The organism is Brachybacterium rhamnosum, assembly GCF_039526185.1.
In the GTDB taxonomy this organism is placed as follows: Bacteria; Actinomycetota; Actinomycetes; order Actinomycetales; family Dermabacteraceae; genus Brachybacterium; species Brachybacterium rhamnosum.
Window position 1 is genome coordinate 611,690 of the sequence record NZ_BAAAIS010000003.1, and the last position, 24,428, is coordinate 636,117.

19 protein-coding genes are annotated in these 24,428 nt (G+C 73.3%); 6 read left to right on the plus strand and 13 right to left on the minus strand.

Annotated features, from left to right (window positions below):
- Positions 1 to 298: 298 nt before the first annotated feature.
- Both ABD080_RS12915 and ABD080_RS12920 read left to right on the plus strand, forming a co-directional pair.
- Positions 299 to 487, plus strand: a complete 189-nt coding sequence (locus ABD080_RS12915) for a hypothetical protein (RefSeq protein ID WP_343905415.1) — start codon at positions 299 to 301, stop codon at positions 485 to 487.
- Positions 488 to 495: 8 nt separating this feature from the next.
- Positions 496 to 867 carry a hypothetical protein gene (locus ABD080_RS12920; protein ID WP_137770525.1) on the plus strand — a complete coding sequence of 124 codons (372 nt, stop codon included), beginning with the start codon at positions 496 to 498 and terminating at the stop codon, positions 865 to 867.
- Positions 868 to 935: 68 nt separating this feature from the next.
- Here the strand turns inward: ABD080_RS12920 and ilvD are convergent, their stop codons facing one another.
- On the minus strand, positions 936 to 2,771 hold the full coding sequence (gene ilvD, locus ABD080_RS12925; RefSeq protein ID WP_343905419.1) for a dihydroxy-acid dehydratase: 1,836 nt from the start codon (positions 2,769 to 2,771) through the stop codon (positions 936 to 938).
- Positions 2,772 to 2,850: 79 nt separating this feature from the next.
- Here ilvD and ABD080_RS12930 point away from each other — a divergent pair, with 79 nt between their 5' ends.
- Positions 2,851 to 3,711 carry a helix-turn-helix transcriptional regulator gene (locus tag ABD080_RS12930; protein WP_343905421.1) on the plus strand — a complete coding sequence of 287 codons (861 nt, stop codon included), beginning with the start codon at positions 2,851 to 2,853 and terminating at the stop codon, positions 3,709 to 3,711.
- 32 nt (positions 3,712 to 3,743) lie between these two features.
- On the opposite strand, the gene ABD080_RS12935 is transcribed toward ABD080_RS12930, so the two are convergent.
- The 7 genes from ABD080_RS12935 to ABD080_RS12965 form a co-directional block, all read right to left on the minus strand.
- Positions 3,744 to 6,101, minus strand: coding sequence for a GNAT family N-acetyltransferase (locus ABD080_RS12935; RefSeq protein ID WP_343905423.1), 2,358 nt, complete (start codon positions 6,099 to 6,101; stop codon positions 3,744 to 3,746).
- Between the two features lie 44 nt (positions 6,102 to 6,145).
- Positions 6,146 to 7,477 carry a lysine N(6)-hydroxylase/L-ornithine N(5)-oxygenase family protein gene (locus ABD080_RS12940; protein WP_343905425.1) on the minus strand — a complete coding sequence of 444 codons (1,332 nt, stop codon included), beginning with the start codon at positions 7,475 to 7,477 and terminating at the stop codon, positions 6,146 to 6,148.
- The gene (locus ABD080_RS12945) at positions 7,474 to 9,027 is read right to left on the minus strand and encodes a pyridoxal phosphate-dependent decarboxylase family protein (protein ID WP_343905427.1); all 1,554 of its coding nucleotides are present in this window, start codon (positions 9,025 to 9,027) and stop codon (positions 7,474 to 7,476) included. The genes ABD080_RS12940 and ABD080_RS12945 overlap by 4 nt, the downstream gene beginning before the upstream one ends.
- Before the next feature lie 404 nt (positions 9,028 to 9,431).
- Positions 9,432 to 10,946, minus strand: coding sequence for an Asp-tRNA(Asn)/Glu-tRNA(Gln) amidotransferase subunit GatB (gene gatB, locus ABD080_RS12950; protein WP_137770517.1), 1,515 nt, complete (start codon positions 10,944 to 10,946; stop codon positions 9,432 to 9,434).
- Positions 10,943 to 12,457, minus strand: coding sequence for an Asp-tRNA(Asn)/Glu-tRNA(Gln) amidotransferase subunit GatA (gatA, locus tag ABD080_RS12955; protein WP_343905430.1), 1,515 nt, complete (start codon positions 12,455 to 12,457; stop codon positions 10,943 to 10,945). The genes gatB and gatA overlap by 4 nt, the downstream gene beginning before the upstream one ends.
- Positions 12,458 to 12,459: 2 nt before the next feature.
- Entirely contained in the window at positions 12,460 to 12,756 is a 297-nt protein-coding gene (gatC, locus tag ABD080_RS12960) for an Asp-tRNA(Asn)/Glu-tRNA(Gln) amidotransferase subunit GatC (RefSeq protein WP_137770515.1), read from the minus strand.
- Between the two features lie 46 nt (positions 12,757 to 12,802).
- Complete coding sequence (locus tag ABD080_RS12965; protein ID WP_343905433.1) at positions 12,803 to 13,630, minus strand: GNAT family N-acetyltransferase; 828 nt, start codon at positions 13,628 to 13,630, stop codon at positions 12,803 to 12,805.
- A 91-nt stretch (positions 13,631 to 13,721) separates the two neighbouring features.
- On the opposite strand from ABD080_RS12965, the gene ABD080_RS12970 reads away from it, so the two are divergent.
- The gene (locus ABD080_RS12970; protein WP_137770513.1) at positions 13,722 to 13,976 is read left to right on the plus strand and encodes a hypothetical protein; all 255 of its coding nucleotides are present in this window, start codon (positions 13,722 to 13,724) and stop codon (positions 13,974 to 13,976) included.
- A gap of 125 nt (positions 13,977 to 14,101) precedes the next feature.
- A complete protein-coding gene (locus ABD080_RS12975; RefSeq protein WP_343905436.1) occupies positions 14,102 to 16,318 on the plus strand; it encodes a RecQ family ATP-dependent DNA helicase in 2,217 nt (738 codons plus the stop codon).
- Between the two features lie 13 nt (positions 16,319 to 16,331).
- Here the strand turns inward: ABD080_RS12975 and ABD080_RS12980 are convergent, their stop codons facing one another.
- From ABD080_RS12980 to ABD080_RS12990, 3 genes are all read right to left on the minus strand, one after another.
- Positions 16,332 to 17,504, minus strand: coding sequence for a hypothetical protein (locus tag ABD080_RS12980; protein ID WP_343905438.1), 1,173 nt, complete (start codon positions 17,502 to 17,504; stop codon positions 16,332 to 16,334).
- Positions 17,505 to 17,625: 121 nt separating this feature from the next.
- The gene (locus ABD080_RS12985; RefSeq protein WP_343905440.1) at positions 17,626 to 18,576 is read right to left on the minus strand and encodes a dihydrodipicolinate synthase family protein; all 951 of its coding nucleotides are present in this window, start codon (positions 18,574 to 18,576) and stop codon (positions 17,626 to 17,628) included.
- On the minus strand, positions 18,573 to 21,173 hold the full coding sequence (locus tag ABD080_RS12990) for an NAD-dependent DNA ligase LigA (protein ID WP_377827315.1): 2,601 nt from the start codon (positions 21,171 to 21,173) through the stop codon (positions 18,573 to 18,575). Before ABD080_RS12990 ends, ABD080_RS12985 begins: the two co-directional genes overlap by 4 nt.
- Before the next feature lie 77 nt (positions 21,174 to 21,250).
- On the opposite strand from ABD080_RS12990, the gene ABD080_RS12995 reads away from it, so the two are divergent.
- The gene (locus tag ABD080_RS12995; protein ID WP_343905442.1) at positions 21,251 to 22,114 is read left to right on the plus strand and encodes a hypothetical protein; all 864 of its coding nucleotides are present in this window, start codon (positions 21,251 to 21,253) and stop codon (positions 22,112 to 22,114) included.
- 28 nt (positions 22,115 to 22,142) lie between these two features.
- On the opposite strand, the gene ABD080_RS13000 is transcribed toward ABD080_RS12995, so the two are convergent.
- Both ABD080_RS13000 and mnmA read right to left on the minus strand, forming a co-directional pair.
- A complete protein-coding gene (locus ABD080_RS13000) occupies positions 22,143 to 23,276 on the minus strand; it encodes a hypothetical protein (protein WP_343905444.1) in 1,134 nt (377 codons plus the stop codon).
- Positions 23,273 to 24,364 carry a tRNA 2-thiouridine(34) synthase MnmA gene (gene mnmA, locus ABD080_RS13005; protein WP_264451563.1) on the minus strand — a complete coding sequence of 364 codons (1,092 nt, stop codon included), beginning with the start codon at positions 24,362 to 24,364 and terminating at the stop codon, positions 23,273 to 23,275. The genes ABD080_RS13000 and mnmA overlap by 4 nt, the downstream gene beginning before the upstream one ends.
- Between the last annotated feature and the right edge of the window lie 64 nt (positions 24,365 to 24,428).

The window sequence follows — 24,428 nt, forward strand, 5'->3', positions numbered from 1 at the left end:
GCCCAGCGGATCGCCGTGCCGGAGGGAGGAATCGACGGCGCAGGCTGTAGACCCTGACGAGCTCTCACCGCAGGCGGACCTCTATTGCACGACGTACTCCGTCGTCAACAAGTCCACCCTGAGCATCAATTGGACGAACATGTCCCAGATCGTCGGCAGTTGCGAAGTCTCCACGTCCGGCTCCACGTGCTCGATCACCAGTGGAAAGTCTGCCACTGTGACAGTGTCCACCTCACTGGGCGCCACTCAGAAGTTCGTCTCCGGCCAACTCGGAATATCGGCTGGGAAGACTGCCACGATGACCACCAGCTGCACGTCACCCAAGATGTCCGCGGGTTCCGAGTACCGCGCGGCCGCGGTGGGCACCGGATACCGCTACAAGGTCAAGAAGGACACCCGTATGGACGGCCGGGTCGTGTCCAGCACGACGAGTGGATGGCTATACGCCTTCAGCCCGAACCCCACCAGAATCCACTGCGGGGTGTGATGCGACGCGTGCACCTCGCCGTTGTCCTCGCAGCGATTCTCGTCCTCACGGTCTCTTGTACGGCTGGTCCTCGCGACAAGGTCGATCTCGACGACCTTGCGGGACGGCCGCTCGACGTCGCCCTCATGGAGTTCTCCGAGGACGATCGTGTCAACGTCATCGATGCCTCCGGCGCCTTCAGCATCACCAGCACGTACAACGGCGATCCCGGTCTCGACGCCGCATGGATCGCGGGAGCGGCGTGCTCCACCTACAGCGAGGTCGAAGACGACGACATCGTGGAGCTTGCGGTGATTCCGCGGGAGGAATGGGAGAAGCAGACTCCATCGAATGAGCTGAAGAAGGAGATTCAGGCATATCTCACCTGCGGAGACGCCTGATCACGGAAAACGGCCGCCTGCCCCGTACAGGGTCGACGGCCGTTCTCGGCATCCGGTGTGTTCGCGGATCAGTCCAGCGGGCGGCGGGTCGCGCCGTAGGTCGCCGAGCGCACGAGGTGCGCGTAGACCTTCAGGGCCTGGGAGACCTGACGCTCGCGGTGCTCGGGGCGCCACGGCAGTGCCCCCTTCGCGGTGCGGCGACGCTCGATCTCCTCGTCCGGGACCTGCAGCTCGAGCAGGCGCTTGTCCACGTCGAGCACGATCCGGTCGCCGTCCTCGACGAGGCCGATCAGCCCGCCCTCGGCCGCCTCGGGGGAGATGTGGCCGATGGAGACGCCGCTCGTGCCGCCGGAGAAGCGGCCGTCGGTGATGAGCGCGCAGGCCTTGCCGAGGCCGCGGCCCTTGAGGAAGGAGGTCGGGTAGAGCATCTCCTGCATGCCCGGGCCGCCCTGGGGGCCTTCGTAGCGGATGACGACGATGTCCCCCTCCTTGACGGTCTTGTCGAGGATCTTCTGGACGGCCTCCTCCTGCGAGTCGCAGACGACGGCGGTGCCCTCGAAGTGGAAGAGGTCCTCGGTGATGCCGGCCGTCTTGATGACGGCGCCCTCGGTGGCGAGGTTCCCCTTGAGGACGCAGAGCCCGCCGTCCTTCGTGTAGGCGTGGGCGACCGCGCGGATCGCGCCGGACTCGCCGTCGCGGTCGAGGTCCTCCCAGACGGCGGACTGCGAGAACGCCTGCGTGGTGCGCACGCGGCCGGGGGCGGCGTGGAAGAAGGCCTCGGCCTCCGCGGTGGTGCTCCCCGAGCGGATGTCCCAGTCGCCGAGCCAGGTGTCGAGGTCCGGCGAGTGCACGGAGTGCACGGAGTGGTCGAGCAGGCCCGCGCGGCTCAGCTCGCCGAGGATCGCGGGGATGCCGCCCGCCCGGTGGACGTCCTCGATGTGGTACTTCTGGCTGTTCGGGGCGACCTTCGCGAGGCACGGCACGGAGCGGGAGAGGCGGTCGATGTCCTCGAGGCCGAAGTCGACCTCGCCCTCGATCGCGGCGGCGAGGATGTGCAGCACGGTGTTGGTGGAGCCGCCCATCGCGACGTCCAGGCTCATGGCGTTGGAGAACGCGGCCTTGGTCGCGATGTTGCGCGGGAGCACGGAGTCGTCGTCCTCGCCGTAGTAGCGGCGGCACAGGTCCATGATCGTGCGACCCGCGCGGAGGAACAGCTCCTTGCGGAAGGCGTGGGTGGCGAGGGTGGTGCCGTTGCCGGGGAGCGACAGGCCCAGCGCCTCGGTGAGGCAGTTCATGGAGTTCGCGGTGAACATGCCGGAGCAGGAGCCGCAGGTGGGGCAGGCGTTCTCCTCGATCTCGGCGAGCTGGACGTCGGTGATCGTCTCGTCCGCGGAGAGCGAGATCGCGTCGACGAGGTCGAGACGGTGGTCGACGACGCCCTCGACGGGCTTGCCGGACTCCATCGGGCCGCCGGAGACGAAGACGACCGGGATGTTCAGCCGCATCGCGGCCATGAGCATCCCCGGGGTGATCTTGTCGCAGTTGGAGATGCACACGAGCGCGTCGGCGCAGTGCGCGTTGACCATGTACTCCACGCTGTCGGCGATGACATCGCGGGAGGGCAGGGAGTAGAGCATGCCGCCGTGACCCATGGCGATGCCGTCGTCCACGGCGATGGTGTTGAACTCCCGGGCGGTGCCGCCCGCCTCCTTGATCGCGCCGGCGACGAGGTCGCCGAGGTTCTTGAGGTGGACGTGGCCGGGCACGAACTGGGTGTACGAGTTCGCGATCGCGATGATCGGCTTGCCGAAGTCGGAGGTCTCCATGCCGGTGGCGCGCCACAGGGCGCGGGCGCCGGCCATGTTGCGGCCGTGGGTCGAGGTGCGGGAGCGGAGCTGAGGCATGGGGTCCATTAGGCCACCTGGAGCGACCGGGCACCAAGACACGGCTGCTACTAGTGGTGGAACTGATAGTTTTCGCGGCATGGACACCGGCGCACGCACCGAGCTCGGCACCTTCCTGCGCCGACGGCGCAACGAGGTGGAGCGGTCCGACTACGACCTGCCGCCCGTGGGTCGCGGCCGGACCACGGGCCTGCGCCGGGAGGAGATCGCCTTCCTCTCCGGGGTCTCGGTCACCTGGTACACCTGGCTCGAGCAGGGGCGGGACATCAACCCGTCACGACAGGTCATCGATGCCGTGGCGGTGAATCTGCGACTCACCGAGGCGGAGCACGACTACGTGCTCGGACTCGCCGGCTTCACGCCGCCGCCGCGGCCCGATCTCGCCGAGCCCGCCCCGGTGCCCTCGCACGTGCAGCACCTGCTGGACGCCCTCGACCCCGCGCCGTCGTTCGCGCTGACCACGCACTGGGACGTGGCCGCATGGAACCGCGCGTACGAGGGGCTCTTCCCGGCGGTGCGGGACGCGGACCCCGCCCAGCGGAACCTGCTCCAGTTCATCTTCACCGACGACTGGGTGCGCTCGATGCTGCCGGACTGGGACCGGACCAGCCGGCAGTTCCTCGCGGAGTACCGGGCGGAGGCGAGCGGTCGCAGCAGCGGGCCGCAGCACGTGCGCCTGGTGAGCCATCTGCGCGCGGTCAGCCCCGAGTTCAGCGGTGCCTGGGATGCGCACGAGGTCGAGCGCTTCAGCTCCCGGCGCCGTGTCTTCGAGCATCCTCGCGTGGGCCGGCTCGTCTTCGAGCAGGTCAACATCGTCCCGCAGGACGCTCCTGACCTGCACGTGGTCTCCTACCTTCCGCTCGACGAGGACGGCACGCCCGCCGCGGCCGCGGCGCTGCTGGAGGCGGACCCGGAGGCCGGCCCGGACGCCGGGGACTGATCGCGGTCGCCGCGTGCCGTCACCCTGCGGCCTCAGGCGATCACCGCACCCCGCCTCGCGACGGGGTTCTCCATGCGCCCCGCATAGAGCAGCGACGAGGCCTGGTCGCCGAGGTCGACCATCTGCAGCGTGTTGCGCAGCTGGAGCCGGTTCAGGCACGAGTGGGCGAAGCTCCCGGCGCGCAGGTCCACGTCCCCGCCGATGCCTCGGGCGAGGTCCGGATGATCCGCCTCGTACTCGTCGAGCACCTGGCCGACGAGCCCCCAGAACTCCTCCGCGCCCAGCAGGCCGTCGGCGTCGAGGATCCCGGAGAGGTGGCGCAGCACGCCGTCGAACACGTCGGTGAAGATCGACAGCGCCTTCTCCTCCCCGCCCACGAGGGCGCGGATCCGCTCGACGTCCCGGGGCAGCTCCCGCTCCCCCAGCACGGCCATCTCCTCGCCGATGTCCTTGAGGAAGGCGCCGACCACCTGCTGGTCGCGCACGCGCAGGATGATGTTCTCCCCGTGCGGCATGACGACCGTGTCGTGGGCGAGCAGCAGGTGCGCGAGCGGCCGCAGGTAGGCGCGCAGGTAGCCCGTGACCCAGTCGGCCGGGGTGAGGCCGGAGGCGAGGATCAGGGCGCCCGCGTAGGAGCGGCCCTCGTGGTCGCGGTGCAGCAGTGCGGCCATGGTGAAGGCGCGCTCACCGTCCTCCAGCAGCGGCAGCGGGCTCTCCCGCCAGAGCGCGGCGAGCATCTTGCGGTGCGGGTTGCTGCTCGCTGTGCGGTGGTAGGCGTCCCCCATGTAGCCGATCGCGGCGCGCTCCCGCAGCACGGTCACGCCGCAGCGGGCGAACTCCGCGTCCTCGGCGACGAGGCGGGCGAGCCAGTCGTTGATCGCGGGGGTGTCCCGCATGTACGCCGGGGACAGCCCGCGCAGGAAGCCCATGTTCTGGATCGCGAGCGCCGTCTTCACGTACGGGGCGCCGGGGCGCGTGCGGTCCAGGAAGGTGCGCAGGGACTGCTGGGGCTGGAGCTCCGCCCCGCCCTCCCCGAGCGGTACGAGGTCCCCGCGGGCGACGTCGGCGGCGAAGGTGATCGCGAGGCGGTGATCGGCCTGCCAGGGATGCAGGGGGAGGTAGTGGTAGCCCACCGGGTCCAGGCCCCGGGAGCGCAGGCGCGCGGCGAACACCTCCCGCTCCTCCGGCGAGAGGGCGGCGTCGAGGTGGGACTGCTCGTCCAGTCCCTCGCCGAGGGCGAGGTGGCCGAGCTCGCGGCGCAGGGCGACCCACTGCAGGCGGGTGCGGCGTCCCTGCTCGGGGGCGTAGGTGCGGTAGTCGGCGAGGCCGTAGCCGATCCGTCCGTTGGTCGCGACGAAGCCGGGGTGCCCCTCGGTCATCGCCGCCTCGATCTCCTCAAGGCCCGCCGAGAGCAGCTCGGCGCTCGTGGGGCGGCCGCCCCCGAGGGCCTCGGTGAGCGTCGCGCAGCGGGCGGCGAAGGTCGAGGAGAGCTCCTCGAGGTAGGTGGAGGCGAGCTCCTCGGGCAGCCCGAGCTGCTCCTGGAGGTCGAGGACGAGGTCCAGCACGTCCAGCCGCGTCTCCTCGCCGTCCTCGTGGCGCCGGATCGAGACCGGGTCCACGAGCCAGTGCTCGAGCGGCAGCTCTCGGGCGGTGAAGGTCCAGCGCACGGCGCCGTCGCGGGCGGTGATCCGGTAGGCCCCCTCGGCGCTCCCGTCCGGCTCCGGGGTGAGCATGCGCTCATGGCTGAACTCGGCGATGGCCTTGGCGAGCAGCTGGCGGTGCACCCGCTCCCCCACCTCCGCCCCGAGGTGCGCGAGCGGGTCCGCTCCCTCGCCGAGGAGGGAGGCGGCATGATCGGCGCGCGTGCAGACGCTGAGCGCCGCGCGCTTCGCCTCCGCGCCGCTGCCGAGCTCCACCGTGCGCAGCACCCGGAAGCCGGCGGCGGCGTTCTTCGCGAGCACCGCCGTGTTGCGCTCGTCGGGCTCGACGACGATCCGCGCGGCGCCGCGCCCGTGCAGGCACCAGCGCACCACGGCGCCCATGACGGCCGTGGTGAGCCCGTGCTCGGGCTCGCCCTCCGGCGGGGCGACGAGCAGGTGCATGCCGAGGTCCCCGGGCTCCGGCTCGAGCACCCCGGCGGGGAGCAGCAGCGCGGGGTCGTAGGTCTCGACGTAGACGAGGGGCTCGCCACCGCGCATGCCGATCCACCCCTGCTCGTGCGCGGAGCAGGCGATCTGGTCGAGGTAGGTGCGCACCTGCGCGGGCGTGTGCTCGGTCATCATCCAGAAGCGGGCGCTGGGCATGCTCAGCCAGCGGTGCAGGAGGGTCGCGTCCGCGGCCGGGTCGAGCGGGCGGAAGCTGAGGTCGAGGGGACGTGTCGTGAGGTCCATGGCGGTTCCTGGGTGGCGTGGGTGGGTGGAGGGGAGGGCGGTCATCAGCGCTCACCCTCCGGCCCGAAGCTCTGGAAGGCGATGCGGCGCTCGATCGGGTACGGCTCGCGGCCGGTGATCGCCGCGAGCACCACGGAGGCGCGCCAGGCGCCGAAGCCGAGGTCCGGGGCGGTGACGCCGTGGGTGTGCTCCTCGGTGCCGAGCACGTGGAGGCGGCCGTCGGCGTCGAGGGTGTAGTCGCGGCGGGGCGCGGGGTGGCCGTGCTCGTCACGCAGCACCCGCTCCCCCAGGGCGTCCAGCAGCTGCGGCTCGCGCGGCGCGTAGCCGGTCGCGGCGACGACGGCGCCGGTGCGGTGGGTGCGGCCGGTCCCGGTGAGCTCGTGCTCGAGGTCCAGGACGATCTGCTCGCCCTCGCGGCGGGCCGCGGTGACAGCGGTGCCGGCGCGCAGGGTGCTCGGCACCTCGGCGCCCCCTGCGGAGAGCCGGTAGAGCAGCTCGTGGATCTCGTCGATGAGCGGGGCGCTGATCCCCTTGTGCAGCTGGCGCTGCTCGCGGGAGAGCCGGTCCCGCACCTCCCCGGGCAGGGAGCGGTGCAGATCGGTGTACTCCGGGGAGGTCATCTCGAGGGTGAGCTTCGTGTACTCCATGGGGAAGAACCGCGGGGAGCGGGTCACCCAGTCCACGCGGGTGCCGCGCCCCTCGCTCGCCTCGAGCAGGTCGCGGTAGACCTCCGCGGCGGACTGCCCGCTGCCGACGACGGTCACCGAGTCGCGGGACAGCAGCTCCTCGCGGCGGTCGAGGTACCCGGCGCTGTGAAGCACGGGCGCGCCGTCGGCCGACTGCTCGGCGAGGGCGGCGAGCGGCCCGGGCAGGTGCGGGGCGGTGCCGAGCGCGAGGGCGAGGTGCCGGGTGCGCAGGTGCTCCAGGCCCCGGGCACGGCCGTCCTCGCCGAGCACCTCGACGGTGACGAGCAGGTGCTCGCCCTCCTCGACCACCTCGACCGCGCGGCGCCGCCAGCGCAGCGAGTCCAGCTGCTCGGCGACCCAGCGGCAGTAGGCGTCGTACTCGGCGCGCAGCGGGTAGAACGACTCCCGGATGTAGAAGGGGTAGAGCCTGCCGGTCGCCTTGAGGAAGTTGAGGAACGAGTAGCGGGAGGTGGGGTCCGCCATCGTCACGAGATCGGCGAGGAAGGGCACCTGCAGGGTGGTCCCCTCGATGAGCAGGCCGGGGTGCCAGGAGAAGCCGGCGGCCTGGTCGAGGAACACCGCGTCGACGTCCTCCAGGGGATCGGCGAGGGCGGCGAGGCCCAGGCCGAAGGGTCCGATGCCGATGCCGATGAGGTCGTGGACGTGGGGACTCGTGGTGCCCGTGCTCATCGCGTCGCCTCCGTCCCCGCGAGCAGCTGCTCGCCGGTCGCACGGACGTGCTCGAGCACGGCGGCGACGTCGGCCACGGTCGTCTCGGGGTTCAGGAGCGTGAGCTTGAGGCAGGGCACACCGTCGATCGTGGTGCGGGCGACCATCGCGCGGCCCGAGCGGAACAGGTCGCGGCGGATCCGCGCCTGCAGGTCGTCGGCCACGGCGTCGGGCACGCCGGGCGGCTGGAAGCGGAGGATCACGGTGCTGAGGTCCGTGGTGCCCTGCACGTGGAGGTCCGGGTCCTCCTCGAGGTGCGCGCGCACGGCGATCGCGAGGTCGCAGATCGCGTCGACCATGCTCCCGATGTGCTCGGGGCCGAGCGCCCGCAGCGTGGTCCAGAGCTTGAGCGCGTCGAAGCGGCGGGTGGTCTGCAGGGAGCGGTCCACCTGGTTGGGCTCGGCGTCCTCGGAGGCGGCCTCGGCGGCGGGGTTGAGGTAATCGGCATGGTGGGCGGCGGCGGCGAGGTCCGCGGGGTCGCGGACCACGAGCGCGCTCGAGGAGACGGGCTGGAACCAGGTCTTGTGGTAGTCCACGGTCACGGAGTCCGCGTGCTCGATGCCGTCCAGGAGATGCCGGCGGCGCGGGGAGACGAGGAGCCCGCCCCCGTAGGCCGCATCGACGTGGAGCCACACGCCGGCGGCACTCGTGACCTCGGCGATCGGGGCGATCGGGTCCACGAGACCGCGGTCGGTGGTGCCGGCGGTCGCGACGACGGCCATGACCGTGTCCCCGGCGGCGTGGAGGTGGGCGAGGAGGGTGCGCAGGGCGCGGGGGTCCATGCGCCCGTCGGCATCCGTGGCGACCGTGCGCACGGCGTCCTCGTCCAGGCCCAGCAGCGCGGCGGAGCGGGAGACGGAGAAGTGGGCGGCGTCGGTGCTGAGCACCCGCAGCCGGGGCAGCAGGGAGGAGCGGGGCTCGCCGCTCGTGCGCTCGGCGCGGGTGCGGGCGAGGAAGAGCGCCTGCAGGTTGGACTGGGTGCCGCCGGAGGTGAAGACGCCGTCGCCGCCGGTGAACCCGATCCGTTCCGCGGTCCAGGCCACGAGCCGCTGCTCCATGAGGGTGCCGACGAGGGACTGGTCGTAGGTGTCCACCGAGGTGTTGATCGCGCCGAGCATCGCCTCCGCGGCGACGGCGGGCACGGCGACGGGGCAGTTGAGGTGGGCGAGATAGGCGGGGTGGTGGAACCACACGGCGTTGCGCGCATAGAGGGAGTCCGCCTCGGCGAGGGCGGCGCCCGATCCGACGCCGGGGCCGTCGAGGTCGGCGGCGCCGACGAGGTGGCGGAGGCGCTCGAGGTCCGGGCCGGCGCTCGGGGCGTCGACGCTCGCGAAGCGGTCAGCGAGGCGGTCCACGGTGCGGTGCAGGAGCGCCGCGTAGTCCTCGGAGGTGCGGGCGGTGAGCAGCCCGGAGGGTGCCGGTCCGGTGGGGCTCTGCGGCGGGTCGACGACGGTCGCGGTCTGCCGGCGGGCGGCGGTCGACGGGGCGGGAGCGGTGGCGAGGACGGCCATGGGCGGGACCTCCGGGTGAGGCGGGCACGGAGCCCGGCGCGACTAAGGGTTGGCTACCCTAAATATGCAACCGTCGACGCGCGCAACTCTGCCCCGCCTGGCGCATGACATGTCCCACGATCCCTGAGGATCGGACATAAGACCTGGACAGAGCGCTGTTCCGGTGCTGCTGCACCGAATGGTCACGGCGGGTCGTCGCCCACCAGACCGTCGATCGCCTCGCGCACGGTCGACGCCAACCCCGGGTGCAGGAGGTTCTCCTCGAGGATGTCGACGAGCCGTCCGCGCCGGGTGAGCCGATCGGCTCGGGCGCGGCGGCGAGCTGGTCCGTCCGCGTCACCCCGGGGACGACGGAGCGCCGCACCGCTCATGGGTGCGGCGCTCCGGTGCGCGGTAGCGGGCTCTCAGCCCTGCACGCCGAGCTTCTCCATGATGATCTCGCGCACGCGGCCGGCGTCGGCCTGACCGCGGGTGGCCTTCATGATCGGGCCGATCAGCGCGCCGATCGCCTGGACCTTGCCGCCCTGGATCTTCGCGACCACGTCGGGGTTGTCCGCGATGGCCTGGTCGACGGCGGCCGTGAGCACCGAGTCGTCGGAGACGACGGCGAGGCCCTCGGCCTCCACGATCGCGGCCGGGTCGCCCTCGCCCTCGAGCACGGAGCCGAGGACCTTCCGGGCGATCTTGTCGTTGATCTTCTTGCCGTCGACGAGGCCCTGCAGCTCCGCGATCTGCGCCGGGGTGACGGTGAGCTCCTCGAGCTCGACCTCCTGCTCGCGGGCCACCCGGGCCAGCTCGCCCATCCACCACTTGCGGGCGGACTGCGCGGAGGCGCCCGCGGCGACGGTCTGCTCGATGAGGTCGAGCGCGCCGGCGTTCTGCACGTCCCGCATCTCGAGGTCGCTGAAGCCCCACTCGCCGAGCAGGCGGCGACGGCGCGCGGCCGGCAGCTCCGGCAGCGCGTTGCGGATCTCCTCGACCCACTCGCGGCTCGGCGCGACGGGGACGAGGTCCGGCTCCGGGAAGTAGCGGTAGTCCTCGGCGTCGGACTTCACGCGGCCCGAGGAGGTCGAGCCGGTGTCCTCGTGGAAGTGCCGGGTCTCCTGGATGACCGTGCCGCCCGCGTCGAGGATGCCCGCCTGGCGGGAGATCTCGAAGTGCACGGTGCGGTCGATCGCCCGGAACGAGTTGACGTTCTTGGTCTCGGTGCGGGTGCCGAGCGGGGACTCGGGCGTGGGCCGCAGGGAGACGTTGACGTCCGCACGCACGTTGCCGCGCTCCATGCGGGCCTCGGAGACGTCGAGGGTCCGGAAGATGTCCCGCAGGGTGCGCACGTAGGCGGCGGCGACCTCGGGGGCCCGCTTGCCGGTGCCCTCGATGGGACGCGTGACGATCTCGACGAGCGGCACGCCGGCACGGTTGTAGTCGACGAGGGAGTGCGTGGCGCCCTGGATGCGACCGGTCGCGCCGCCCACGTGGGTGTTCTTGCCGGCGTCCTCCTCCATGTGCGCGCGCTCGATCTCGACGCGCACGATCTCCCCGTCCTCCAGCTCGACGTCGACCCAGCCGTCGAAGGCGATGGGCTCGTCGTACTGCGAGGTCTGGAAGTTCTTCGTGAGGTCCGGGTAGAAGTACTGCTTCCGGGCGAAGCGGCAGGTCTCCGCGATCGAGCAGTTCAGCGCGAGGCCGATCCGGATCGCGTACTCGACGGCCGTGCCGTTGACGACCGGCAGCGAGCCGGGCAGCCCGAGGGAGACCGGGGTGATCGCCGTGTTGGGCTCCGCGGCGAAGATGTTCGGCGCACCGTCGAACATCTTGGTGGCGGTGCCGAGCTCCACGTGGACCTCGATGCCGAGCACCGGGTCGTAGCGGTCCGTCGCGTCGTCGTAGTCGACCAGCTCGGTCGTGGTGGTGGTCATCGGTCCGCACCTCCGGCGAGATCGGGGGCCCGGTCCAGCAGCGGACCGCCCCAGGAGTCCTCGAGCAGCGCCTCGAGAGCGCCGCCCACCTGGTAGAGACGCTCGTCCCCGCGGGCGGGGGCGAGGAACTGGATGCCGGCGGGCAGGCCGTCCTCGGCGAGGCCGCTGGGCAGCGAGATGCCGGGGACGCCCGCGAGGTTCGCCGGGATCGTGGCGATGTCGTTGGCGTACATCGCCAGCGGGTCGTCGACCTTCTCGCCGAGGCGGAAGGCGACCGTGGGCGCGGTGGGCGAGGCGAGCACGTCGACCTTCTCGAAGGCGGACGCGAAGTCCCGCTGCACGAGCGTGCGGACCTTCTGGGCGCTGCCGTAGTAGGCGTCGTAGTAGCCCGCGGAGAGCGCGTAGGTGCCCAGCAGGATGCGTCGCTTGACCTCGTCGCCGAAGCCCTGGCCGCGGGTCGCCTTCATGACGGACTCGGCCGTCGGGCTCTCCTCCGGGACCACCCGCAGGCCGAAGCGCATGCCGTCGAACTTCGCGAGGTTCGAAGACGCCTCCGACGGCATGATCAGGTAATAAGCGCCGAGCGTGTAGCCGAAGTTCGGGCAGGAGACGCGCACGATCTCCGCGCCGGCCTGCTCGAGCAGGCTGAGCGACTCGGTGAAGCGGGCGCTGACCTCGGGGGCGAAGGCCTCGCCCTCGAGCTGCTCGATCACGCCGATCCGCAGGCCCTTGACGTCCTTGCGGCCGGCCGCGGCGGCGTAGGCGCCGACGGGGTCGGTGAGCGAGGTCGAGTCGCGGGCGTCGTGCCCGGCGATGAGCTCGTGCAGCAGCGCTGCGTCGGCCACCGTGCGGGTGACGGGGCCGGCCTGGTCCAGGGAGCTCGCCATGGCGATGAGGCCGTAGCGGGAGACGGAGCCGTAGGTGGGCTTGACGCCCACGGTGCCGGTGACGGAGGCGGGCTGGCGGATCGAGCCGCCCGTGTCCGTGCCGATCGCGAGCGGGGCCTCGAAGGCGCCCACCGCCGCGGCGCTGCCGCCGCCCGAGCCTCCCGGGATCCGCTCGCGGTCCCACGGGTTGCGGGTCAGGCCGAAGGCGCTGTTCTCCGTGGAGGAGCCCATGGCGAACTCGTCCATGTTGGTCTTGCCGAGGATCGGCAGGCCGGCGGCGCGGAGCTTCTCGACGAGGGTCGCGTCGTACGGCGGGACCCAGCCCTCGAGGATCTTCGAGGCGGCCGTGGTGGGGATGCCCTCGGTGACGACGACGTCCTTGACGGCGACGGGCACGCCCGCGAGCGGGTGCAGCTCCTCCCCCGCGGCACGGCGGGTGTCGACGTCACGGGCGGTGGTCAGGGCCTCGTCGCGGCTCACGTGGAGGAAGGCGTGCAGGTCGCCGTCCACGGCGTCGATGCGGTCCAGGTGGGCGGCGGTGAGCTCGGCGGAGGAGATCTCCCCGGCGGCGAGCGCGGCGGCCTGCGAGGCCGCGGAGGTGCGCAGGATGTCGGTGCTGGTCATGGTCACTCCTCCCCCAGGATCTGCGGCACGGCGAAACGGCCGTCCTCCGCCTGGGGCGCGGCGGCGAGGGCCTGCTCCTGCGTGAGGGTGTCCGTGACGACGTCCTCGCGGTACACGTTCGTCATGGGGATGGGGTGGCTGGTTGCGGGGACGTCGGCCGTGGCGACCTCGGACACGGAGGCGACAGCGTCCATGATGGCGTCGAACTCGCCGGACAGGCGGTCGACCTCCTCATCGGTGAGCTGGATCCGTGCGAGGTCGGCGAGGCGTGCGACGTCGTCTCGTCCGATCGAAGGCATGGGGACAGTCTAGGCCGCGACGCCCGCGCAGCCGGACGGTCGCCGTTCAGGCGCGGCGGAGGTAGTGGTACTCGCCGCCCGCGTGGAAACAGGCGCCCCGGTAGAGGGCGCGGGCGGCGGCGTTGCGCTCCTCGACCTCGAGCAGGGCGTGGCCGGCGCCCTGGACGGCCGCGAGCGCGAGCAGGGAGCCGACGACGGCGCGGCCCAGCCCGTGGCGGCGGTGGGCGGGGTCCACGGCGATCGCGTCGAGCACCGCGACGGTGCGTCGGCCCTGGGTGACGAGGGCGGCGCGGCCGACGGCGGCGTCCGCCGCGCCATCGGCCGAGGGCAGGGAGACGTAGACGGCGGGCGTGCCGGCCATGAGGTCGCGCGTGGTCTCCCGGGCGCCCTCCTCGGGCCGCGGGGAGAGGCGCCAGGAGGCGGCGAGCCAGTCCTCGTCCGGGGCGCCCACGAGGATCCGGGCGCCGGGGTGCGGCGCGGTCCCGGCGGCTGGGAGCTCGCGCTGCTGGACGAGCGTGTGCCCCTCGGGGACGTAGCCGCGGGCCAGGAGCAGCTCCCACAGCGGGCCGTGCTCGAGGCGCGGAGCCGTGAACAGGCGGAAGGTGGGGGTCTGCCCGGCGGCCTCGGCGAGGCCCTCGAGCCGCTCGACGGCGGCGGCGAGAGCGGCGGGCTCCGCGGGCGGGTCGATCGGCACGATGCTGTTCGCACGGCGGGTGACCCCGCGCGAGCGCAGCAGCGCGAAGCCGTCCACGTCGAGGCGGGCGAGCGCGCGCCAGCCGCCCAGCAGGGACTCCACGAGGGCGGAGCCGTCGATGTCGGAATACGAGGAGGACGCAGAGGACCGGGAGGTGGGGCGGCGGGAGCGCTTCGGCATGATCACGACCCTACGCGGCGCCCGCCGACTAGACTCACCGTCCAGCCTGCGCAGCGACGCGCGGGACCGCCCGATGCCGAAGGTGGAGGACATGTCCGTCGATCCCCATGTGGACTACCACTCGCACGACCCGAAGGACGAGGAGCCGCTCTCCGACAACCCCGCGATCCGGGAGGCGCAGCTGCACGAGCGGCGCATGCGCCGGGCGCTGGCCTCGAAGGAGGACCCGATGCACGACGACGAGTCCACCGTCGAGCGGATGCGCCGCCAGGCCGCGGAGGACGAGGAGGCCGAGCGCACGCGCGAGGAGACCGAGCGGGACGCGGGCCCCGGCTACGACATCTGAGAGGACCGTCCCGGCCGACGGACGGCCGCCCGCGCCGGTGAACAGCCGTTCCTCCCCACACCGCCGGCGTCCACCGAGGGGTCCTGCCGCCGCCGCACGTCGGGGAGGACCGGCACACTGGGGGCATGTCTGCACCGTCCTCCCCCGCCGTCCGCGATGACCATGACGCTCTGCACGAGGAGGCCCTCGCGGGGCTGAGGGCGCTCACCGGCCGGGAGGACGCCCGGTTCCATGAGGGGCAGTTCGAGGCGATCGAGGCGCTCGTCGCGGAGCACCGGCGGGTGCTCGTCGTCCAGCGCACCGGCTGGGGGAAGTCCGCCGTCTACTTCCTCGCCGCGCTGCTGCAGCGCCACCGGGGGGCCGGTCCGGCGCTGATCATCTCCCCGCTCATCGCGCTCATGCGGGACCAGGTCGCCGCGGCCCGCCGCGCCGGGGTGCGCGCCGAGGCGATCAGCTCCGCGAACCCCACCGAGTGGCGTGACATCGAGGAGGGCCTCGCGGCCGACGCGATCGACGTCCTGCTGGTCTCCCCCGAGCGCCTGGTCAACCCGCGCTTCCGCGAGGAGCAGCTGCCGCGCCTGGTGGACCGCTGCGGGCTGCTCGTGATCGACGAGGCCCACTGCATCTCCGACTGGGGGCACGACTTCCGGCCCGACTACCGCCGGTTGCGGGATCTCGTCACCGAGCTCGGCGGGCACGTGCCCGTCCTCGCCACGACCGCCACCGCGAACTCCCGCGTGGTCGCCGACGTCGCCGAGCAGCTCGGCACCGGCGAGACGGGCGCGGAGGTGCTCACCCTGCGCGGCTCCCTCACCCGCGAGTCGCTGCGGCTCGGCTCGCTGAGCCTGGAGGACGACCGTCAGCGGCTGGACTACCTGGTGCGCCACCTGGACTCCTTCGAGGGCTCCGGGATCATCTACGCGCTGACCGTCTCCGCCGCGGAGGATCTCGCCTCCCTGCTGGACCGGCCGGGGCGGCGCGTGCGCGCCTACACCGGGCGCACCGACCCCGAGGAGCGGGCCGAGCTCGAGCAGGCGCTCAAGGACAACGAGGTCAAGGCGCTCGCCGCGACGAGCGCGCTGGGGATGGGCTTCGACAAGCCGGACCTCGGCTTCGTGATCCATCTCGGGGCGCCCTCCTCCCCCGTCGCCTACTACCAGCAGGTGGGCCGCGCGGGGCGCGCGACCGACCGGGCGGACGTGCTCCTGTTGCCAGGCCGGGAGGACCGCGCGATCTGGGAGTACTTCGCGACCTCCTCGATGCCCTCGCAGGAGAGCGCCTCGCAGGTGCTCACCGCCCTCGCGGAGTCCGGGGCGCCGCTGAGCACCCCGGCGCTCGAGGCGCGGGTGGACGTGCGCCGCAGCGCGCTCGAGCTGCTGCTCAAGGTGCTCGCCGTCGACGGCGCGGTGCAGAACGTCAAGGGCGGCTGGATCGCGACCGGGGCACCCTGGCACTACGACGCCGAGCGCTACGCGACCGTGGCCCGCGCGCGCCGGGAGGAGCAGCAGGCCATGCTCGAGTACGAGCGCCTCGCGGGCGGCCCCGAGCAGTGCCGGATGGTGTTCCTCGCCCGGCAGCTCGACGACGCGACCGCAGAGCCCTGCGGCCGCTGCGACGTATGCGCCGGGCCGTGGTTCCCCACCCCCGACGCCCCGGCCTCCGGTGCCGACGGCTCCGAGGGTGCCGAGGGCGCCGATGCGCGCGTCGCGGCCCTGCTCGACCGGGTCGGGGTGCCGGTCGAGCCGCGGGCGAGCTGGCCCTCGGGCCTGGACCGTCTGCTGGGGGCGGGCGCCCCCAAGGGACGCATCCCGGAGGGCGAGCGCGCCGCGGAGGGGCGGGTCATCGCCCGCATGTCCGACCTCGGCTGGGCGGTCCCGCTGCGGGAGCTCCTGCGCACGGACGAGGACGGCCGCCCCGTGGACGACGTCGTGCCCGAGCGGATCGGCTCCCGGATCGTCGAGGTGCTGAAGGACTGGGACTGGGCGCAGCGGCCCGCGGCGGTCGTCGCCGTCCCCTCGAGCACGCGGCCCCGGCTGGTGGGCTCGCTCGCCGCGGGGATCGCAGGGATCGGCCGGCTCGAGGACCTCGGCGCCCTCGATTTCGCCGCGGGCGCCGGCCCGCTGCGGGGCGGCGGGAACAGCGCCTTCCGCGTCGCGGACCTGTGGGAGCGCTTCACCGTGGGCGAGCAGCTGCAGGCCCGGCTCGAGCAGCTCGACGGCGCACCGGTCCTGCTGGTCGACGACGTGATCGACACCCGCTGGACCATGGCGGTCGCGGCGCGCCTGCTGCGCCGTGCGGGCTCCGGGCCCGTGCTGCCGCTCGCGCTCGCGCAGCAGGCGTGAGCTCCGCGGAAGGTCAGCTGTAGCCGCTCTGCTCCACGGCGAACACCGCACGGAACCCCTCGCCCTCGGTGAGGGACCACAGGAGGTCGGGGCCGTCCGCGTCCTCCCAGTAGCTCAGCGACTGTCCCCAGGAGACCCAGGGATAGGTGGTGAGCGCTCCCTCGCCGGGCCAGTGGGAGAGGGTCTTCCGGCGGGAGCTGTTGAACCACCAGCGCCCGTTGTGGGAGCCGACGCCGTTGAGGTTGTGCAGCGGCACCTCGAGCGCCTCGCTCGCGGTCGTGGACCGGGCGAAGGTGGGGCCGCCCTGCTGGAAGCCGAAGCGAACGGCACGGGTGGTGCCCGTGGGGTAGTCGTCGCAGTCCTCGCAGCGGTACTCGGTCATGACGATCGACCGGGTCACGCGGTCCAGCGAGATCGTCGACCACACGAGCGGCGCGGTGCCCGCGTCCACCTCCGAGGAGATCGTCCCGACCTGCGGCAGGGCGTAGGCGTAGTTGTGCGCGTAGAAGGTCCCGCCCACGCGACCGATCTGGTCCTTCGTGCCGCCGGTGTCGGTGGTGAGGATCCTGCTCATGTCGAACACCCGCATCCCGCCGGGCTTCGCCGCGGAGTCCGCGACGTAGAGCAGGTCCCCGTACCAGGCGATCCCGCCGGCGTGGATCTCCACGTCGCGGAAGCTGGGCTCCTCCGCGGTCCCGGTCGGCTCGACGAGCAGGATCCGCCGATAGGCGTCGGGATGGTCCGCGTCCCAGTCGATGAGGTTGATGCGGCTGGACTTCGGGGACTTGTTGTAGAAGCTGACGGCGATCACCTGGCGCCCGTCGTAGCGACCGTTCCCCGCGGTGCCCACCGCGTCGCGGCTCGTGGCGATCCCCTGCGGGAAGGCATCGGGGTCGTTCTCGTCGCTCGTGGCGAAGCGGAACCCGTGGACCTGCGTGTCGATCACCGTGGCGGGAGTGCGCTCGTGGTTGGCGTGGTCCATCACCTCGCTGACGCTCGCCCGACCGGCCTGCTCCAGCAGCGCCTCGACCCGTGCGGTGAAGGACGTGTAGTCGGCGGTCAGGCGGAAGGCGGACGGATCCACCGTCGCGGGCGCCGGGGCGGCCTGGGCGGGAGCGATCGCCGCCCCGGTCGCGGCGACGGACCCGAGCAGACCGGCTCCGCGCAGCAGCGCGCGTCGGTCCACTCCGGGGCCGGAGGACGGCGGATGAGGGGCCGTGGACCGGCCGGGACGGTGTGCGGGACGTGGGGCGCTCACGGGTGAGCAGCCTTCCTGTCGGGTGCGATGTGCGTTACACACCGTTCCATCAGCCGTGGGCGATGTCGAGACCGTCGGCCCTCTCGTCCCCGGACGCCGCGAGCGCGGCGAGCTCGTCGGCCACCCTGGCGCGGCCCGCGGCGTCGAGACCGCGCAGCGGGCGTGGGAGGGGATCCTCCCCGACCAGCCCGCGCTGCACGGCGATCTCCGCGATCACGCGCACGCTCCCGCCGTGCTCCGCGAACAGGGAGAAGAATCCGTCCAGGTGGGCCGCGAGGGCGCGCGCCTCCTCGTCCCGGCCCGCCTCGTGCGCGCGGACGATCGCCATGGTCTGCTCGGGCAGCACCCCGCCGAGCGCGGAGAACCACAGGTCGCAGCCCGCCTCGAGGCCCACCGCGCCGACGGCGTCGCCGGAGACGCCCACCCGCACGTGCTCCGGGACCGCGGAGCGCACCTGGGCGACCCGCTCGCGCGCCGCGGGGAGCGCCGCGGGAACCGGCGGGATCTTGATCCCCGCGACGGCCGGCAGCGCCGCGACCTCGGCGTGGAGCTCCGGGGTGAAGGTCACGTGTGTGGTGCCGGGGTTGTCGTAGACCACGAGCGGGACGGACAGCTCCGCGGCGACGTCGGAGAACAGCCCCACCACCTCGGGATCGGCGAGCGGGTGGTAGCTGACGGGAGCGAGGAGCACGCCGCCCGCCCCGGCGGTCTGGGCGTCCTCGGCGAGCGCGAGCACGTCCGCCGTGGCGAGGGCGCCGATCCCGGCGAGGACCGGCACGCCCTCGGAGGCGGCGACGGCGACCTCGATCGCGCGGCGTCGCACGTCCCGGGGCAGGTACGGGTACACCCCCGTCGAGCCGAGCACGCCGATCGACGCGGGGCCCGCCTCGACGATGCTTCGCACGAGGGCGGTGAGGGCATGCTCGTCGAGGGCGCCGTCCCGCAGCGGGGTGAGCGGGAAGGCGCTGAGCCCCCGCAGCCAGGTCGCCTCCGCGCTCATGCCTGCTCCGCCTCGGCCCCGTCGGCGTCGCCGGACTCCGCCTGCTCGGGCTCGGGCAGCCCGGCAGGCCCCTGCTCGAGCAGGATCGTGAAGCCGGCCTCGTCCAGGATCCGCAGGCCCAGGTCCCGGGCCTTGGTCTCCTTGGAGCCGGCGTTCTCCCCCACCACCACGAAGTCGGTCTTCTTCGAGACGGAGCCGGAGGCCTTGCCGCCGCGGGAGATGATCGCCTCCTTCGCGCCGTCGCGGGAGTAGCCCTCGAGGCCGCCGGTGACGACGACGGTGAGTCCCTCGAGGGTCTTCACGAAGCCCTCCTCGACGTCGTCCGCCATGCGCACGCCGGACGCGGCCCAGGCATCGACGATCTCCCCGTGCCAGTCCACGGCGAACCACTCGCGCAGGCTCTCGGCGATGATGCCGCCCACGCCGTCGGTCTCCGTGAGCGCCTCGAGATCCGCCGCACGGATCGCGTCCATCGTGCCGTAGGCGGTCGCGAGGGAGCGGGCCGCGGCAGGGCCCACGTGGCGGATGGACAGGGCGACGAGCACACGCCACAGCGGCTGCTCCTTCGCCTTGGCGAGCTCGTCCATGAGCTTCTGGGTGTTCGCCCCGGGCGCCGCGGGCTTGGTGAGTGTCCACTCGCCGCGGGACTTGTAGTACCGCCACTGGGGGCGGGACCAGAAGGCGGGCACGAGCTGCCAGTCCCCCGTCGGCTCCCCGTTCCGCCGCAGGGGCTGCCAGACGGCGACCTCCTCCAGCTGCTCGGGGGTGAGGTCGAAGAGGTTCGCCCCGGTCGTGACGACGGGCTGCTGCGGGGCGGGCAGCATACCGGCGGTCTCCTCGGTGATGCGGAGCATGGGGACGCCGTCGTTGCCCTGCGTCTCCTTGCCGCCCCGGACCGTCACGAAGACCGGGGAGTCGAACTCCTCCTCGCGACGCAGCGGCAGGTAGATCGCGTGCCCGGCGCGCAGGGCGGCGAGGGCCTCCTCGCGCCGTCCCTCCGGGTCGGTGAGCGCGATCGCGCTCTCCTCGCCGAGGGTCTCGATGTCGAAGCCGCCGCGGGAGGCGGCGTGCTCGACGCGGCCCGTCACCTGGGCGGGGCAGTCGCGCGTGTTGGGGCAGCGCCAGTCCTTGTCGCCCTCCTTCTCGGGGCGGATCTCCGTGCCGCAGGAGGGACAGCGCTCGGGCATGACGAAAGGCGTCTCGGAGCCGTCGCGCAGGGCGTCCACCGGGCCCAGGATCTCGGGGATCACGTCGCCGGCCTTGCGCAGCACGACCATGTCCCCGATGAGCACGCCCTTGCGCTCGACCTCGAACTGGTTGTGCAGCGTCGCCTTCTCGACCGTGGACCCGGCGACCTGCACGGGCTCCATGACGCCGAAGGGGGTGACCCGGCCGGTGCGGCCCACCTGCACCTGGATGTCGATGAGGCGGGTGGTGACCTCCTCCGGCGGGTACTTGAAGGCGATCGCCCAGCGCGGGGCGCGGGAGGTGGAGCCCAGGCGACGCTGCTGCGCGAAGTGGTCGACCTTCACGACGATGCCGTCGATCTCGTGCTCGACGTCGTGGCGGTGCTCGCCGTGGTGCTCGACGTAGGCGACGACCTCGTCGATCGAGGTGACGACGTCCTTGTAGCGGCTCGTGGGCAGGCCCCAGGAGGCGAGGAGGTCGTAGATCTCGCTCTGGGAGCCGACGGGCGGATCGGGCCAGGCGCCGAGGCCGTGGACGGTGAGCCTCAGCGCCCCGAGGCGCGCCTCCCCCGCCTCGCGCTCGAGGCCCTCCTTCTTCTCGAGCTGCTGGCGCAGGCCGCCCGCGGCGGTGTTGCGGGGGTTCGCGAAGGTCGGGAAGCGACGGGTCGCGGCGAGCTGCTCGCGCTCCTCGTCGAAGGGCCGGGAGGTGGCCAGGCGGGACTCCCAGCGGGTGCGGGACTCGGCGACGGCGCGCTCGCGCAGCTCGACCTGGAGATCGTTGAGTCGGGCGAAGGCGGCGGTGGGCATGAAGACCTCCCCGCGCACCTCGACCAGGGCGGGGTGGCCCTCGCCCTCGAGGCGGCGCGGGATCCCCTCGATGCGCAGGGCGTTGGTCGTGATGTCCTCGCCGGTGCGGCCGTCGCCGCGGGTGGCGGCGGTGACGAGCTCGCCGTGCTCGTAGCGGAGGTTGATCGCGAGGCCGTCGATCTTGAGCTCCGTCAGCCAGCGCACCTCGCCGCCGATCTCCTCCACGGCGTGGGCGCACCAGTCCCGCAGCTCCTGCACGGAGAACACGTTGTCCAGGCTCTGCATGCGCTCGGCGTGGTCGATCGTCGCGAGGCCGGTGGCGGCCCGCCCGCCGACCGTCCGTGTGGGCGAGTCCTCCTTCGCGAGCTGAGGGTTCTCCTCCTCGAGCGCGCGCAGCTCCTTCTCGAGGGCGTCGTACTCGCCGTCGGTGAGGGTGGGGGCGTCGTGCTCGTAGTACTCCGCGCGCGCCTGCTCGATGCGGGCGGTCAGCTCCGCGATGCGCTCCTGCGCGTCGCGGGTCCGGGCGTCATGACCGCCGTCCTCGGGGTCGCGGGGGTCGAGCTCGGCATCGGTGCGGGGGTTCTCGTGCGTCACGCCCGTCATTGTCCTCCATGGCCCCGACGACCCTCCACCCACCCCGCTCCCCCTCGATCCCCCGTTCGCGTCGATAGGGTGCCGGGATGGAGCTGATGGAGGACGTGAGGGCCGGTGACTGGCTGCTGGCCCGCGCCGGCGGCTGGGCGCAGGTGGACGGCGTGGCCGGCACCGGCTTCGAGGCCTATGCCCGCATCCTGCACCCGGTCCCGGCGTGGCGGGTCGATCCGGCCGACACCGATTCCTGGGGGATCCCGACGACGGTCGAGGAGGGCCGTTGGCGCTGGGCGGACGTCGCCGCCCGCACGGGCGCGACCATGCATCCGCTGGTCCAGTGGCGCTCCCTGACCGGCGGCGAGCAGGATCCGGAGCTGCCCGGGGACTGGAGCGTGCAGTCCCCCGAGCAGGGGCTGTTGGACACCGACCTGCTCGCGGCGCTCACCGAGCATCTCGCCCCGGCGACCTCGACCCCGCAGCAGCTCGTCGCCGGTCTCTGGACGGGGCACGGCGAGCTGCACCACGGCGGCGTGCGCTTTGTCGCGCTGGTCACCGACGGGGAGGCCGACGAGCAGCCCGACACCGCCCCGGTCACGGAGCACGCGGTGCCCCGCGACGTCCGCGCGCGGGCGCTGTCCGGTCCCTTCCTCGACTGGCCGGGTCGGGAGATGCTCCTGTTCTCCACCTCCGCGCGCGAGCTCGCCGACCCGTCCTGGCCGCGCACCGCGAGGTGGGGATGGTCCGAGGAGTGGGGTGCCGGGATGACCCCACAGCTGCTGTGGCCCGCGGGCCACGAGTGGGCGCTCGCCTCGGAGATCGACTGGGACTCGACGATCGTCGCGGGATCCGCGGAGCTCGTGGCGGCGATCCTCGCCGATCCCCGGCTCGAGGCGTTCCCCGTCGGCCCCGAGGACGCGCTCACCGAGGACAGCGACCTCGTCAACGGCTCCTGAACCGGCGCGTCGCCGGCCCTCGCGCCGGTCAGTCCGCGACGCGCTCCGCCCAGGCGGGGGCGGCGCGCAGCAGGGCGACGAGCGCGTCCTCATCCAGCAGGTCCTCGATGGCGGGAGCCGTGGAGGGATCCGTGCGTCCCTCGTGGACGCGGTGGGAGGCGCCCGTGTGGGCGATGAGGGTGAACCCGGCGGCGTCGGACTCCGCGTAGCCCAGCTCGTGCCAGATCCGCAGCACCGCCCCGAGCTCACGCTCCATGCCGCCGGCGGGGCGCGGGTCCACGACGAGCTCGAGCGCCACGCCCGCCTCGTGCGCGTTCGCGATCTCCTCCCAGAGCGCCCGCCCGGCCCCCGCGAGGGCGGGGAGGCGGCGCGGGGCGAGAGCGAGCCGACGGGCGCCCGCGGTGCGGGCCTCCGCGATCAGCCGTGCGTCGGCGCCCACCCCGAGCGTCACCTGCGCGGGATCGAGCCCCGCGCCCGTGCGCAGGGCCTCGAGCAGGCTCTGCCAGAGCATGGCCACACGCGCCGGCGGCACCGGGTCGTAGTGGCGGCGCCCCGAGGGGGTGGGGATCGAACCGGCGACCACGGCCGCGACGGCGTCCTCCCGCACGAGCAGGTGCGGCGCGGCGCCGGGGACCCGCTCGCGCAGGGCGTGCAGGTGCTCCGCGAGCCCCTCGGCGAGCAGCAGCGGCAGGTCCCGCACGGCGCCCGTGTCCGAGAGCGTCCGCTCCCCGGTCGCGACGAAGGTCGAGGCGGCGAGGGTCGCCGGCCCCAGCACGGTGCTCTGCAGCGGTCCCTCGTAGCCGAGCAGGGCGATGCGGGCCGCGTCGAGCATCCGACCGCGCAGGTCCGTCGCATGCGCCCAGGCCCGGCCGAGGCCCGGACCGATCCGCCAGCCGTAGGGGGCGAGGTCCCCCGTGATGCCGGAGAGCAGCGAGAGCGTCGCAGGGAGCAGGTGGTCGGTGGGGTCCGAGCCGAGGGCGGCGGGCAGCGCGAGCCGGGTCGCGATCTGCGCATCGAGGTCGTCGCCGAGCAGGGCGCGCAGGCGCATCAGCGCGGCGAGCGGCGGATCCGCCGGCAGGTCCAGCCGCTCGATGCGGGAGGCATCGGGGGCGCGGAAGGTGCCGTCACCAGCGAGGGTGACGAGGGTCGGGGCGGGGCTCATGCGGTGCGGCGCTCCAGGGTCGCGGCGGCGAGCACGCGGTCGCCGTCGTAGAGGACGAGGGTCTGGCCGGCGGCGACACCGCGCACCGGCTGCTCGAGGTGCACCCGCAGCAGCGGGTCGCCCTCGGACGGGATCGAGGAGACCTGCGCGGGCACGGCCTCGCCGTGGGCGCGGATCTGCGCGGAGACCGCACGGCCCGGCTCGAGCTCCTCGAAGGTGACGAGGTCCGTCGCCTCGAGCTCCGTGGTGGAGAGCAGCTCGGAGGCACCGATGACGACACGACGGGAGGCGGGGTCGACGTCGACGACGTAGCGGGGCCGGCCGTCCTCCGCGGGGCGCTCCACGCCGAGACCCTTGCGCTGGCCGACGGTGAAGCCGTGGGTCCCGCGGTGGTGGCCGAGCACGGCGCCCTCGGTGTCGACGACCTCGCCGGGGGCCTCGCCGAGGCTCCGCTCGAGGAAGCCGCGGGTGTCGCCGTCGGGGATGAAGCAGATGTCGTAGCTGTCCGGCTTCGTGGAGACGCCGAGCCGGCGCTCGCGGGCCTCGGCGCGCACGGCCGCCTTGTCCTCCATCTCCCCGAGCGGGAACAGGGAGCGGGCCGCGGCCTCCGGGCCCATCACGGCGAGCACGTAGGACTGGTCCTTGCGGGCGTCCCGCGAACGATGCAGCGAGGCGGCGCCGCCCGGGCCCTCGGCGCGCACGGAGGCGTAGTGGCCGGTGCAGACGGCGTCGAAGCCCAGCAGGGTGGCCCGCTCGAGGAGGGAGGCGAACTTGATGCGCTCGTTGCAGCGCACGCACGGGTTCGGGGTGCGGCCGGCGGCGTACTCGGCGAGGAAGTCCTCGACGACGAGGTCGTGGAAGTCCGCGGAGAGGTCCCACACGTAGAAGGGGATGCCGATCCGCTCCGCCGCGCGGCGGGCGTCCTCCGCGTCCTCGACCGTGCAGCAGCCGCGCGATCCGGTGCGCCGCGCCTCGCGCGAGGTCGACAGGGCCATGTGCACGCCCACCACCTCGTGGCCGGCCTCGGCGGCGCGGGCCGCCGCCACGGCGGAGTCCACCCCGCCGCTCATCGCCGCGAGCACCTTCATCCCGCGCACCTCCTCCGTGTCCCGGGCGAGTCTACGGAGCCGTGCCCCGCTCCCCCGCACCGCG